Source organism: Pseudomonas sp. CFII68 (assembly GCF_000416195.1).
In the GTDB taxonomy this organism is placed as follows: Bacteria; Pseudomonadota; Gammaproteobacteria; order Pseudomonadales; family Pseudomonadaceae; genus Aquipseudomonas; species Aquipseudomonas kilonensis.
On sequence record NZ_ATLN01000049.1, the window covers coordinates 1 to 13,454 of the forward strand.

Here is a 13,454-nt window from a genome sequence, read left to right on the forward strand (position 1 = left end):
TCCGGCCAATGGTCGCACTGAGCGCGGCGAAGGTCGCGGTGCCCCGGCTGGTCGCGGTACGCCAGTCGCCGATCGCCCGGTCGACACCAAGCGCCCGGCCAAGCCAGCGCCGAAAAAACGCCCGGGTATCATCCTGGCCGACCGCGATGCGCCATCGGGTAAACGCCGTGGTGCACCGGCAGGTTCGGGACAGCGTCCGGGGTTTGGGCGTCGTAAGCCGGAGTGATCGGCAGTCGCCCATGAAAAACGCCAACCTTCGGGTTGGCGTTTTTTTTGAGCAGGCTTTAGTGATGGGGCGCAGGTGAGTCCGCCTTCGCGAGCAAGCCCGCTCCCACATTTGATCTTCAGTGGACATAGCATTTGTGATCACCGGCGATCCAGTGTGGGAGCGAGCCTGCTCGCGAAGAGGCCAGTAGCCTCGCAGCCACCTCTAAAGCACAAACCGCCCATCAAACATCGGCTCATTATCCAGCGCCAACATCCCCTTCTCGAAAATCAGATCCAGGTGATGGCTGCCCTTGGCCCCGCCGCCGAGCCCCAGGTGCAGGCCGCAATGCCGTTCTTCGAAACCGGCATTGCGGGCGTACAGGCTCTTGACCCCTTCGTTGGTGCCGATCCCCAGTTCCTCGATGCGGCGGTTGGACGGGTTGGCGTCCAGGTATTTGTTGAAGTCGTGCTCCAGGCCCGGTACGTCGGTGGCGATTTTCTGGATGGTGGAGTCTTCGATCCACAGCTCCAGCGGCGATTGCAGCACGCCGTATTTGCGCGCGAACGGGATGGTGCTCAGGAAGGTGCCGACGAAATTCACGCGGCCATTGATGGTGTCGCTGTGGGTGGCGATTTCGCCGGGGGCCAAGTCGTAGTTGCCGAGGCCGTTGATGTCGGTCCATTTTTTCACGCCGCCCAGGGCGGTGTCGAAATACGAACCGTGGTCATCCTGGAAACTCAAGGTCGTCGCCTGGGACATGCGCCGGATCAGGTGACTGTTGAGCCCGGCGATACGCTGGGGAATCACGCTGAAGGTGTCGTAGAAGTAGTCGCCGTAGTCCTTGAACAGCAGTGATTTCTTCCAGTTGTCGGCCATCACGCCTTGCAGCGCGCGGACAAAGTCCGGGCCGTCGGGGCGAGGGTTGGGCAAGGTGGAGGAGTCGTAGAAGAAAATATACAGATCGCTGTCGGCAATGGCCTTGGACAGGCGCTCCGTGGGTTCAAGGTCCAGGCGCATGGCGCTGAACCGGAAGGGCGAGCCGCTGCCCGCCTGCTCGGCAATGGCGCCGGTCAGCGCTTCGTAGTCAGCGGTATGGCCAAGCAACACCTTGGCGGGCTGGATGCCGACCAGGGCGGGATGGTGTTCGAGGTAGTAAAGGAAATGTGAGATGGCTCGTTGTGTGTCCATGCTTTTTCTTCCCTGACAAGTTCATTTAACGTCCCTGACCGCCGGCAACTAGTGGCGGAGTCGACCGGCCGGATCGCCTCCGCCGGGCGGTGCCTACAGAGGCCACATCGCCGTGCCGAACGGAACGACGGCGTCGGCCTGCATCATTTCAACGGCGGCTTCATGGGTTGGGGCTTCAAACCATTCGTCCAGTTGCAGTTCGGTTTCCAAGTCTTTGTCCAGTGCTTGCATAGTGAATCTCCTAGATGACTTTTACGGAAATTTGCGGGTCGATTCGGCGAATGGAAACAGGCCGGCAACGGCACCGCAGAACTTGTCGGCACGATGCCTTGGCAAGTCGGTGGAAACCTAGTCGAGGGTTTTTTGGATTGCAAAAAAATAATTTTTATTTTTTTTGTATGAACTTTTTGTTCCATTTTCAGTGACAACATTACTCATTCAAAAACAGCCGCCTGGGTGTTTTTTTAAATAGGTAGCTACCTACCGTCAATTTGCAGTCAGCCTACGGAAATTTCCTCTTTGGAAAGTTTGCGTTACGCACCGTAAAGGAATGCTGACGATTTTTGCCTTGTGAACGGGCCGCTATCGGCGTTTAGGGTGGCTGTAAGAAAAAGCTGCCGAGGGCCCCGGTTTGACGCGTTTTTTGATACTTCGCAGCGCTTGTTTCAGGCCAACGGGAAGGGTCAGATGCGGGCCATACCTGAAGTGCGGGGGGAGACGCTGATCCGGTGGTGTCTGGCAGCAGGAGGGCCGCAGTGTACAATGCGCGGCGTTTTACTGTGACCCTTCGCGTACCCACGCATTTTCAAGGTTATCCGCCTTGTTCACTCCGCCACGCCACAAACGTGTCGGGTTCGATTTCGTCACAGATAAAAACAAATAGGTGACGCATGACCGCTGTAGAAAATACCCATTCGGGCGAGCTGAAACGCGGCCTGAAAAATCGCCACATTCAACTGATCGCCCTCGGTGGCGCGATCGGTACCGGCCTGTTCCTCGGCTCGGCGGGGGTGCTGAAATCAGCCGGCCCGTCGATGATCCTTGGCTACGCCATCTGCGGCCTCATCGCCTTCATGATCATGCGCCAGTTGGGTGAAATGATCGTCGAAGAGCCGGTGGCCGGTTCCTTCAGCCACTTTGCCCATAAGTACTGGGGCGGTTTCGCCGGGTTCCTGTCGGGTTGGAACTGCTGGATTCTCTACATCCTGGTGGGCATGTCCGAACTGACTGCAGTCGGCAAGTACATCCATTACTGGGCCCCGGACATTCCGACCTGGGTGTCCGCGGCGGCGTTTTTCATCCTGATCAACGTCATCAACCTGGCCAACGTCAAAGTCTTCGGCGAGGCCGAGTTCTGGTTCGCGATCATCAAGGTCGTGGCGATTGTCGGCATGATTGCCCTGGGCAGCTATTTGCTGGTCAGTGGCGACGGCGGGCCGCAAGCGTCGGTGACCAACCTGTGGTCCCACGGTGGGTTTTTCCCCAACGGCGTCAGCGGGCTGGTGATGGCCATGGCGATCATCATGTTCTCCTTCGGTGGCCTGGAAATGCTCGGTTTCACCGCCGCCGAGGCCGACAAACCGAAAACCGTGATTCCCAAGGCCATCAACCAGGTGATCTACCGGATCCTGATTTTCTACATCGGTGCGCTCGTGGTGCTGTTGTCCCTGACCCCTTGGGACAGTCTGCTGACCACGCTCAACGCTTCCGGCGATGCCTACAGCGGCAGCCCGTTCGTGCAGGTGTTCTCGATGCTGGGTAGCAACACCGCGGCGCATATCCTCAACTTCGTCGTGCTGACCGCCGCGCTGTCGGTGTACAACAGCGGCACCTATTGCAACAGCCGCATGTTGCTGGGCATGGCCGAGCAGGGCGATGCACCCAAGGCCTTGTCCAAGATCGACAAGCGCGGCGTGCCGGTGCGTTCGATCCTCGCCTCGGCGGCGGTCACGCTGGTGGCGGTGCTGTTGAACTACCTGGTCCCGCAGCATGCGTTGGAGTTGCTGATGTCGCTGGTGGTCGCGACCCTGGTGATCAACTGGGCGATGATCAGCTACTCGCACTTCAAGTTCCGCCAGCACATGAACCAGACCCGCCAGACGCCGCTGTTCAAGGCGCTGTGGTACCCGTACGGCAACTACCTCTGCCTGGCGTTCGTGGTGTTCATCCTGGGCGTGATGCTGCTGATCCCCGGCATCCAGGTATCGGTCTATGCGATTCCGGTGTGGGTGGTGTTCATGTGGGTGTGCTACGTGATCAAGAACAAGCGCAGTGCCCGGCATGAACTGGCGGTGGCGGCTGCTGCCAAGTAAGCCAGCCTGAAATACAACAAACCCGGCCAAGTGCCGGGTTTGTCGTTTCAGGCAAGACACAAATCCTGTGGAAGCAAGAACTCTGGAAGCAAGAACTCTGGGAACAAGGTCTGTGGGAGCAAGGCTTGCCCGCGATGGCATCGCCTCGGTCCATCAGCTGCACCGAGGTGACTGCATCGCGGGCAAGCCTTGCTCCCACAGACCTATTCCACAGACCTATTCCACAGACCTATTCCACAGACCTATTCCACAGACCAGTTCCACAGGTCAGGCTCTCGCAATCTTCATTCCAGCTGTTTCGGGTATCCTGTGGGTCCTGATACCGGACACTTTCCATGCTGGTCATTTCCAACACCGTGCACATCCCGGACGCCGAGATCGAGCTGACGGCCATCCGCGCCCAGGGGGCAGGGGGGCAGAACGTCAACAAGGTCTCCAGCGCCGTGCATTTGCGCTTCGACATTCCGGCCTCGTCGCTGCCCGAGTTCTACAAGGAGCGGCTGCTGGCGCTGCGCGACAGTCGCATTACCAGCGACGGTGTATTGATCATCAAGGCCCAGCAATACCGCACGCAGGAACAGAACCGGGCCGATGCCCTGGAGCGCCTGACCGAACTGATCCTCAGCGCCACCAAGGTCGAAAAGAAGCGCCGTCCGACCAAACCGACCCTGGGTTCGAAAAAGCGTCGCCTGGAATCCAAGACCAAGCGCGGCTCGATCAAGGCCGGACGCGGCAAGGTGGACTTCTAGCTTTTCTCCCGTTCCTGGCGATGCCTCGGCGCCTGTCGGTACAGGTAGACGCTCAATGCCAACCCGCCCAGGGCCGCGAGTGCGGCGAACAGAAAGATCGAGGCAAAGCCGAAGCCGGCGGCAATCGCACCGGCCAGCGGTCCGGTGATTCCCAGCGACAAATCAATGAACAGTGAATAAGCGCCCACCGCCGCCCCGCGGCTGGAGGCCGGCACCAGGTTGACCGCTTCCACGCCCAGCGCCGGAAACACCAGGGAAAAGCCGAAGCCGCTCAACGCCGCGCCCGCCAGGGCCCAGTGGGCATCCGGTGCGAGCCACAACAGCAACAGGCCCAGGGTTTCCACCGACAGGCAGGCAATCGCCACGCGAAAGCCGCCCAGACGGTTGATCAGGTTGCCGAACAGCAGGCGCGCGCCGATGAAGCTGGCGCCGAACAGGCTCAGGCACAGCACGGCGTTGTCCCAGTGCTGGGTGGCGTAGTACAGGGTGATGAAGGTCGCGATGGTGCCAAACCCGATGGAACCCAGGGCCAGGCCGCAGCCGTGTGGCAGCACACGTCCCAGTACGTGCATGAACGGCAGGCGTTCGCCAGTGACGATGGGCGCGGCGGTTTTGCGCCAGGCCAATGCCAACCCCAGCAAACCGAGCAAGATAATGCTCACGCCCATGCTCCACAGTCCCAGCGCATTGACCAGCCACACCCCCAGCGGTGCGCCGATCGCCAGCGCGCCGTAACTGGCGATACCGTTCCAGGAAATCACTTTGGCGGTATTCGCCGCGCCGACTCGGCCGATGCCCCAGCCAATCGAACCCGAACCGACCAGGCTTTCCGCGCTGCCGAGCACCAGGCGACCGATCAGCAGGCTGATCAGACTGAACGTGGGCAGGTGGGACGTCCAGGCAGACACCAGCATGAACACACCGCTCAGCCCGCAGCCGGCGAGGCCGAACATCACCGCGCGCTTGCTCCCCAGGTTATCGATGATTCGCCCGGCGTAAGGACGACTGAGCAGGGTGGCCAGGTATTGCACGCTGATCACCAACCCGGCGATCACCGCGCCGAAGCCCAGTTCGCCGTGGACGAACCCGGGCAGCACGGCCAGGGGAATGCCGATATTCAGATAGCCGATGAAGGTGAACAGGACGATGGAAACGACTTGCAGCGTGACCGCCAGGGGGCGCTGGGAATCTGACATGGGGTAAAGGTCCACGGAGCAGCAGGATAGATAGGCTGCTTATGATAACGGTGACCGTGGGATCAGGGCGGGGAAAAGTAAAACTATTTGCCCAACGGTGGTTCAGTTGCCGTTCTCACCGCTGACCAGGCGTGTGGTCACCAGTGCGGCAATGGCGTTTTCTTCGCTGCCAAAGCGCGCCAGCAGGGCCGCTTGTTTCTCGGCAGGAAGGCGGGTCCAGATCTCGACCATTTTTTCGGCAGTGCCGATCAGCACGCTGGCCTGGGCTTCGCTGAAGGGAGGGGTGTCATCGGTCATGGAGGGCTCGGGATTCAGGCAGTGTGGAAAGCGCATTTTAGCGCTTTCCACACGGTCTGGTGGTGCGGGTCAATCAGTCTTCGCTGTCGGCCTGGCGGCGTTCAGTGGCTTCTTTGGGCTCGGGTTGCTGGGCGTCTGGTTGCCCTGCGGCTCGTAGCGTGGTCGTCTGCTCAGTGTCGTGCAGGCTTGGGAAGGGGAGATTAGGGATCTCGTGCATATCGCGCTCCTCGCAAAGTCTGTGGATAGATCTGGTAGATCCGCGCTTTTACAAAGCCTGGGCAGGATACAGCAGGAGAAATGACAAAAAGACTTTTAAATCCCGTTGGGCCGACAAAAGGGATTGTCTAGACACGTCATGTTCAATAGTCACGTCGCTTGCGAAATGCCCAGCGGCCGGCAATTAGCGTGAAGGTTGCCACCAGCGCCACCAGGATCCAGAAGCCTTCGGGATCGCCGGCAAGCGGCACGCCACCGACGTTCATGCCAAAGAAACCGGCAATGATGTTGATGGGCAACGCCAATACCGTGACCACCGTCAGGGTGAACAGGGTGCGGTTGCTTTGTTCGTTGAGGTTGGCGGCGATTTCTTCCTGGAGCAGCTTGATCCGTTCGCTCAACGCGGTGAGATCGTTGATGATCAGGGCGAACTCCTCGGTGGATTTGCGCAGCTCCTTGACGTCTTCTTTCTGCAACCATTGCGGCGGGCGGTTGAGCAGACGCAGCAATGAACCCGGCTCCAAGGCCAGCAAGCGCTGCAAGCGCACCAGCACCCGGCGGTTGCTGCCCAGCTCGGCGCGGTTGGTGGACAGGCGCGAGGACAGCAACTGATCTTCGACCTGATCGACGCTCAGGCTGGTCTTGCGCACGATCTGGGTCAGCACTTCGCCCTGGTCGCGCAGCAAGTGCACGAGTAATTCCACTGGCGAGCGAAAGCACTCGCCGGCCTTCACCGACGAGCGCAGCTTGTCGACCGAGTGCAGGGGTTGCAGCCGCGCGCTGACGATCAATCGACTGTGCACGCAAACCCACAATGTGGAGACATCCGAGGACACCATGTTGCTGAGGTTGAACACGACATCGTTCACCACGGCCAGCAACGCCGAGTCGACATGCTCGATGCGGGTCGAGCGCGAGCCTTCGTGCAAGGCTTCGAAAAACTCCTGGGGCAGGGCCAGGTGACCTTTCATCCAGCGCTCGCACGCAGCGTGGGCCAGGTTCAAGTGCAGCCAGAGGAACTCATCCGAGTCTTGCGGGTGTTGCAGGCTCCGTAAGGCCTGGGCCGAATCGATCTCCTGCCCGCGTTCGCCGGGGCGGAAACGGAACCCGTAAAGCAGGCCGAACAGGTCCGGATCACGGTGGCTTTGATCGATGCTGTGGTTCATGAAGTCTCGCTGGCGGGAAGTGCCTGTGGCGGCTACAGGTTCACTTGAACGCCATCTTCGCAAGCTTTCTTGATGGTTTTGTGACAGTTCCTTTCGCACTGCCAAGCTGGCGCTACCGGCCGTCGCCAAGGTTCAAGAATGCCCCGCGCAGGCCGATGGTATGTGCATATCCCCCGTATTGGGGGGGCGACGCGGTGTGTTGCGGACATGGAGGTCGGGACGTCGTTCCTGTTCTCCTTGCTTAGAGATTGCTCCCCATGATTCTACAAAAATCCCTTCGAGCCCAGATTCTCGCCCTGTTGAGCGGCAGCCTGCTGGCGATATTGCTGATCGCCCTGGCGTCCTTTCATTTCCTTTCCAATGGTGTCCAGAACTATCGCAACCTGATCGATGGGCCGTTGCGTGCCTCGCAGTTGATTGACGAGGCCAACCTGCAGTTCAAGGTGCAGGTGCAGGAATGGAAAAACGTCCTGCTGCGCGGCAAGCAGCCGGCGGACCTGGATAAATACTGGAAGCAGTTCGAGGAGCGTCAGCGTGATGTCCAAGGCCTCCTTGGTGAGTTGAGCGGGCGTGAAGGCGTGCCGGCGCCGATCAAGACGCGTATCGAGACCCTGCGCGATGAACATCGTCAGTTGGGCGTCGCCTACCAAAAGGGCCGTGACGCATTTGTCGCCTCCGGTGGCGATGCGGCGGCGGGTGATGCGGCGGTCAAGGGCGTGGACCGTGCGGCCAGTGAGCAAATGAGCGCGCTGGTGGTGGAGCTGCGCAAGCTGGGCACCGAGCAATCGACGCTGATCAGTGCCGGTGCCGATCGCACGATTATGCTGGGCACCGTGATCATGCTGGTGTCGGGCGTGCTGATCGGGTTGTTCAGCCTGTGGCTGGTCAATCGCAACCTGGTTCAGCCGATCCGTAACCTGATCGACTACGTGACCCGACTCAGTCAGGGGCGTTTCGCCGAGCGTGTGACGAGCAACCGTCAGGACGAGCTGGGCAATCTGGCGGTAGCGGCCAACACGTTGCGTGATTTCCTTGCCGAAACCTTTACCCGCCTGCAACGCAGTGCCACGGAACTGGACAGTGCCAGCGGTGAACTCAACTCCATCGCCAGCCTGATGAGCCAGGGCACCAGCGAGCAATTCGAACGCACCGATCAGGTGGCGACGGCGATGAACGAAATGTCCGCCACGGCCCAGGAAGTGGCCCGTCATGCCGCCGACGCGGCGCAGGCGGCCGATGACGCCGATCAATCGGCGCAACAGGGCGGGAAGGTCATGCAGGGGACCATCCACACCATCACCCGGATGCGCGGCGAGATCGCCAACACAGCCACGGTCATCCGTCAGTTGGAAACCGACAGCGGGCGCATCGGCAAGGTGTTGGAGGTGATCCGCGGGATCGCCGAACAGACCAACCTGCTGGCCCTCAATGCTGCCATTGAGGCCGCGCGGGCGGGGGAGGCGGGGCGCGGTTTCGCGGTAGTCGCCGATGAGGTACGCAGCCTGGCCCAGCGCACGGCCTCGTCGATCATCGAGATCAACCAGATTATCCAGACTGTACAAACGGGTGCGGTGGACGCGGCCCATGCCATTGAGAGCGGGCAGTCGCGCAGTGAAGAAAGTGTGGAGCAAGTGACCCAGGCCGGTGTGATGCTCGAACGCATCACCCAGGCTGTCGAAGCGATTCGCGACATGAACCGCCAGATCGCCACTGCAGCCGAAGAGCAGACTTCCGTGGCCGAAGACATTTCCCGCAACCTGACTGAAATCACCTGCATTGCCAGCACTAACCAGGACAATGTGCAGCGCACCGAAGCGGCCAGTCGGGATTTGCACGGTTTGTCAGGACAGTTGAATGAAGTGACGGCGCGGTTGAGTGCCTGACTGTAGTTCTCGACAGGTATTGATAAACGCAAAAGAGCCGCGCAACCCTAAGGTTGCGCGGCTCTTTTTTTGCTGATGGATCAAGTGTCTTGCTTGTTGCTCAAGACTTTGCCGGTCGTGGCATCGAAATCAACATCAAACTCTTTGCCATCGGCGGTTTTCAATTCGACTTCATATTCATAACCGTTGAAGTGGTTATCCAGGTCGGTGTCGGTGATGGTCGCGCCCGGGTGCAACTTCAGGGCTTCTTCGTTCATCGATTCAAGGGACTTGATCTTGCCTTCCTTGACCAGTTGAGGAATCTGATCGACGCGAACATCCGCCTGGGCCAGGCCAGCGGTGAGGGTCAGGGCGGCAGCGGTAAACAGGGCAGTCAACGTTTTCATGAGTTCATTCCTTGGTGTCGTTAAGGGTGAGTCGTTTAAGTGGGCTCAGATTATCTGTGGCAACTTAATTCACCCTTAATTCGGAAAACTTGCCGCGACTGCACCGACCCGGTCCTGATGTTTCAGTAACCGTTCTTCTCCAATAGTTGCGCCACACCGCCTGTTTCGGGACGCTTGAAGTACTTGAGCAACTCACTGGCCCGATTGGTGAAAATGCCATCCACGCCGGCATCCATCACTTTCTTGAAGTCCACCGGCTCATCAACAGTGTAGACATGCACCAGCAGACCCTGGTCATGGGTGTACTGGTTCATCCACGGCTGCACCAGGTCCGCGTAACTCTGGCTGCCGCCATGGGTCAGCGCCGCGGATGGCCCGGTACCAATGGCGCCCTGGGCTTTGGCGTACTGAATCCATTTTTCGAATTCAGCCTTGTCCTTGGGTTCCTGCTTGGCGTAATAGGCGGCCTTGTCCGTTTCGCCGGACTCGGCGAAAGGCACCTTGGATTTGGGCTCGATGTTGCCTTCGCCCACCCACAACAGCAGGATCTTCGGCACCTTCGGCATCTCTTTGTGCAGCAGTTCGAGGCTGCTCTTTTCAAAGGTCTGCAAGACCACTTTGCCTTTGCCCTGGCCGACCCCCGTGGCCCGCTTGGCCAGTTTCGACCCGGCCGGGCTCAGCCAGCCGCGGTCCTGCAGTTTGTCCTTCAGGTCGCGCTCGATGCCAGGGAACAGCTTCGGCGCCTTGGTTTCGATGTACAGCCCGGGTTTTTGCTGCGGGTTGCCCTCGGCGATATTGATCACCTCATCGAGGGTCAGGATTTTCAGGCCGGTGAACGAAGGGCGCGCGCGGTCCGGGTAAGCGGTGTTGAACCAACTGCCGGCATCGAGGGTTTTGAGCTCCGCCATGGTGAATTCGTTGGCGGTGCTGCCCTTGCGCTCGGGGAATTTGACCGCGACATCCGTGGTGCGCAGCAGGCTGTCGTCATGCAGGACGAACAACACGCCGTCCTTGCTGCGTTGCAGGTCCAGTTCCAGGTAGTCGGCGCCCAGGTCGCGGGCCAGCTTGTAGGCGGCAGCGGTGGATTCCGGCGCGTCGAACGAGGCGCCGCGGTGGGCGATCACAGCGGGGTGCGGAATGCCCTGGAGGGCTGCCAAGGCCTTGGGGTTCGGGGCCTCGGACGCTTGGGCCTGGCCGAAGCCGAGCAACAGGCTCAGCATCAAGGCGGTGCGGGTGAAGGTGACAGGCATACTCGAAATCCTTTCGTGATTTGCAAAGACCTCTCTTTTAACAATTGAACGCATTCGGCGCTATCGCTAGACCGACATAATCTTTCTCGAAGCAGATTTTTTCCTCGCCTTTGGCTGCTATGCAGACCGTTTGTCTCAGCGGATTTTTTCTGGCATCGAAAGCGGCGAGCGCCTGCGGCGACTTTCTAAATATTTACAAGACACTTCCTGGTCCGCAGCGATTAGCTCGCAGAAACTGCCGTGAATAGCTGTAGTTTCCCGGTTTGTCTGACGTGGCTAAAAACAAGCAATACGCCTTAACAGTTCTAACGGTGTCTCTGTTGTTTTCGGCTCTTACCATGAGCAGCAGAGCGAAACGGCTCGCTCGTATTCTCCATATCAAGGACTAACATGACTATACGATGCACATTGTGGATGGCTAAGCTCGGATTTTTATCGTTGATCGCGTGCGCTGTCCACGCCCAGGCGAAAACAACGGAAGATGCCGGGCAGGCGTATGAGTACTTGAGCGTCACGGAACTCAATCAACGATTGACTGACAATCAGCTTACTTCAGTGGAACTGGTGAATTATCTGAACAACCGGATCCAGGCGCTGGATAAAGAAGGCCCCCATCTCAAGGCTGTCCTTGAACTGAATCCCCAAGCCTTGGCAGATGCCGCGTTACGCGACGGTGAGCGTGCGAGCGGTAACGTTCGAAGTCCATTGCACGGTATACCTATATTAATCAAAGACAATATCAACACGGCGGACCAGATGCAGACTTCCGCCGGCTCACTGGCGATGGTAGGGGTGCCGGCCGCGCAAGATGCGTTCGTCATCAAGCAGCTACGCGACGCCGGCGCCATTATCCTGGGCAAAGCGAACATGAGCGAATGGGCTGGCATGAGGGACTCGGGAGCGCCGCGGGGTTGGAGCGGCCGAGGTGGACAAGGACTCAACCCCCACGTGTTAAGCGCAGGTACCTGTGGCTCCAGCTCCGGCTCGGCTGCCAGCCTGGCTGCAGGTTTTGCGCCGATTTCGGTGGGCACCGAGACCAATGGCTCGATCATCTGCCCATCCGCCGCCAATGGGGTCGTTGGTTTCAAACCCAGTCTTGGGTTAGTGAGTCGCTCGGGTGTCATTCCAATTACCCGGCGGCAGGATACCCCGGGGCCGATGGCCCGCACGGTTTACGATGTCGCTTTGCTATTGAACCAGTTGGCAGGCACCGACCCCACCGACCCACCTACCGCGGATGCTCCGCAAGGCACCGATTACACCAGCGCTTTAACGACCGAGGCGTTGCAAGGGAAACGGATTGGCGTGGTTTTGGATGAGGGACAAAGATTCAGTGGTACTTTTCCACTGTTACCCCCCGTTATAAGGACCCTGGATCGTTCGCAATGTGATTTAGGTAACGGGATGGTGCACGACCTCAGCCCTCAATTTTGCGCAGCACTGAAAACCGTTCAGGGTAATGGAGCTACTCTGGTCCCGGTGACTTTAAGTTTGCCGGATATTAGTAATTATTTTCAGGTGATGATGGCGGGAATGAAGCTCGAATTGCAGGCTTACTTGAATACGCGTAGCGGTTTGCCAATTGCGACTATTGACCATTTGATTGATTTCAACGAGCGAAATCCGGTGCAAGAAAACTATGGCCAGCGGATGCTTGAGCAAATCAATGCGCAAACGTTGAATGAAGAAGAAATCAATGCTCTATGGCAGCCGATACAGGTCAGTTTTAAAAATATGATTGACACACAATTCCGCGATCACACGCTGGATGCCATGGTGGCTGACCTTGACGGTATAGCCCAGCCGAGTACGGCAATTGCTGGCTATCCTATTATCACCGTACCGACCGGTGTGGAGCAGAGCGGTGAGCCAACTTCTATATTGTTTATCGGTTCCATGTGGGGAGACGCCGGGTTGTTGGGGTTTGCCTATGCCTATGAGCAAGCCTCATTAGAACTGGTCCATCCAATCTTCAGGCCATAACGAGGTATCAACCTGATGGTCCGGGCCGGTCGAGCTCCTTTCGACTCTGCCCGGTTCATCAAGCTCGATTAATCGAAACTGCGACGGATACCTCTGTTGTGATGCTTTTCAAGCAGGTCTACGGTAATCTCGGTCGCACCAGTTTCCCCGGCAGAGGGAGACCTTAAATTCTGTGTTCGCTTGTCCTGCGTGTAAACCATCGATCAGACGTCCCGAGGGACGTATCCATGAGGTTTACCATGCGCACCACTTCGACATTCATCTGCCAGGCCGCCGACCAGCTCAAGGGTTTTGTTGGCCTGAACCGCAAGACTGGCCAATACATCGTACGGTTCAGCGAAGACGCTTTCGGCATGGACGTGGCCGACGACGGCATTATCCCCACCTGCGAATTTGTCTGGGCCCCTGTGGCAGACGGCACCATGGCCTTGAGTCGCGAGCGCATCCAGTTGCTGCTGGACCAGAACATCGACGAGCGGATCAATCTTTGCGAACCTTTGCGGGTGTACATGGCCCGCAGCGACCTGCCGGAAATCGTCGCGGTGCGGCAGTTGGTGACAGGCTGAGCCTCAATCTTGAACTGAACAGAAACCCTGTGGGAGATTCTATGGTACGGGGCT

The 13,454-nt window shown here is 58.8% G+C and carries 13 protein-coding genes and 1 pseudogene; 6 read left to right on the forward strand and 8 right to left on the reverse strand.

Annotated elements, in window-relative coordinates; genetic code table 11:
* Positions 1-226, forward strand: a pseudogene (locus tag CFII68_RS18190) (23S rRNA pseudouridylate synthase B); the annotation flags it as partial.
* 204 nt (positions 227-430) lie between these two features.
* Here CFII68_RS18190 and CFII68_RS18185 read toward each other — a convergent pair.
* Together CFII68_RS18185 and CFII68_RS27650 are read right to left on the reverse strand one after the other, a co-directional pair.
* Entirely contained in the window at positions 431-1,396 is a 966-nt protein-coding gene (locus CFII68_RS18185) for a hypothetical protein (RefSeq protein ID WP_018604531.1), read from the reverse strand.
* Between the two features lie 93 nt (positions 1,397-1,489).
* Complete coding sequence (locus tag CFII68_RS27650; RefSeq protein ID WP_003178782.1) at positions 1,490-1,627, reverse strand: hypothetical protein; 138 nt, start codon at positions 1,625-1,627, stop codon at positions 1,490-1,492.
* A gap of 659 nt (positions 1,628-2,286) precedes the next feature.
* Here CFII68_RS27650 and CFII68_RS18175 point away from each other — a divergent pair.
* On the forward strand, positions 2,287-3,708 hold the full coding sequence (locus CFII68_RS18175) for an amino acid permease (RefSeq protein WP_018604537.1): 1,422 nt from the start codon (positions 2,287-2,289) through the stop codon (positions 3,706-3,708).
* A gap of 335 nt (positions 3,709-4,043) precedes the next feature.
* Positions 4,044-4,457 (forward strand): alternative ribosome rescue aminoacyl-tRNA hydrolase ArfB, encoded by a 414-nt coding sequence (arfB, locus tag CFII68_RS18170; protein WP_018604539.1) that lies wholly within the window; start codon positions 4,044-4,046, stop codon positions 4,455-4,457.
* Here arfB and CFII68_RS18165 read toward each other — a convergent pair.
* The 4 genes from CFII68_RS18165 to CFII68_RS18155 form a co-directional block, all read right to left on the reverse strand.
* The gene (locus CFII68_RS18165) at positions 4,454-5,653 is read right to left on the reverse strand and encodes an MFS transporter (RefSeq protein ID WP_018604541.1); all 1,200 of its coding nucleotides are present in this window, start codon (positions 5,651-5,653) and stop codon (positions 4,454-4,456) included. The genes arfB and CFII68_RS18165 overlap by 4 nt on opposite strands.
* Positions 5,654-5,755: 102 nt before the next feature.
* Positions 5,756-5,986 carry a hypothetical protein gene (locus tag CFII68_RS18160; protein ID WP_018604543.1) on the reverse strand — a complete coding sequence of 77 codons (231 nt, stop codon included), beginning with the start codon at positions 5,984-5,986 and terminating at the stop codon, positions 5,756-5,758.
* Between the two features lie 37 nt (positions 5,987-6,023).
* A complete protein-coding gene (locus tag CFII68_RS27655; RefSeq protein WP_018604545.1) occupies positions 6,024-6,167 on the reverse strand; it encodes a hypothetical protein in 144 nt (47 codons plus the stop codon).
* 142 nt (positions 6,168-6,309) lie between these two features.
* Positions 6,310-7,332, reverse strand: coding sequence for a transporter (locus CFII68_RS18155; protein ID WP_018604547.1), 1,023 nt, complete (start codon positions 7,330-7,332; stop codon positions 6,310-6,312).
* A 257-nt stretch (positions 7,333-7,589) separates the two neighbouring features.
* Here CFII68_RS18155 and CFII68_RS18150 point away from each other — a divergent pair, with 257 nt between their 5' ends.
* Positions 7,590-9,215, forward strand: a complete 1,626-nt coding sequence (locus CFII68_RS18150) for a methyl-accepting chemotaxis protein (RefSeq protein ID WP_018604549.1) — start codon at positions 7,590-7,592, stop codon at positions 9,213-9,215.
* An 80-nt stretch (positions 9,216-9,295) separates the two neighbouring features.
* Here the strand turns inward: CFII68_RS18150 and CFII68_RS18145 are convergent, their stop codons facing one another.
* Positions 9,296-9,601 carry a PepSY domain-containing protein gene (locus CFII68_RS18145; protein WP_018604552.1) on the reverse strand — a complete coding sequence of 102 codons (306 nt, stop codon included), beginning with the start codon at positions 9,599-9,601 and terminating at the stop codon, positions 9,296-9,298.
* 122 nt (positions 9,602-9,723) lie between these two features.
* Positions 9,724-10,851, reverse strand: coding sequence for a glycerophosphodiester phosphodiesterase (locus CFII68_RS18140; RefSeq protein WP_018604554.1), 1,128 nt, complete (start codon positions 10,849-10,851; stop codon positions 9,724-9,726).
* A 414-nt stretch (positions 10,852-11,265) separates the two neighbouring features.
* Here CFII68_RS18140 and CFII68_RS18135 point away from each other — a divergent pair, with 414 nt between their 5' ends.
* Positions 11,266-12,834 carry an amidase family protein gene (locus CFII68_RS18135; RefSeq protein WP_256211715.1) on the forward strand — a complete coding sequence of 523 codons (1,569 nt, stop codon included), beginning with the start codon at positions 11,266-11,268 and terminating at the stop codon, positions 12,832-12,834.
* A 239-nt stretch (positions 12,835-13,073) separates the two neighbouring features.
* A complete protein-coding gene (locus tag CFII68_RS18130) occupies positions 13,074-13,400 on the forward strand; it encodes a DUF2025 family protein (RefSeq protein WP_018604557.1) in 327 nt (108 codons plus the stop codon).
* The last annotated feature ends 54 nt before the right edge of the window (positions 13,401-13,454 follow it).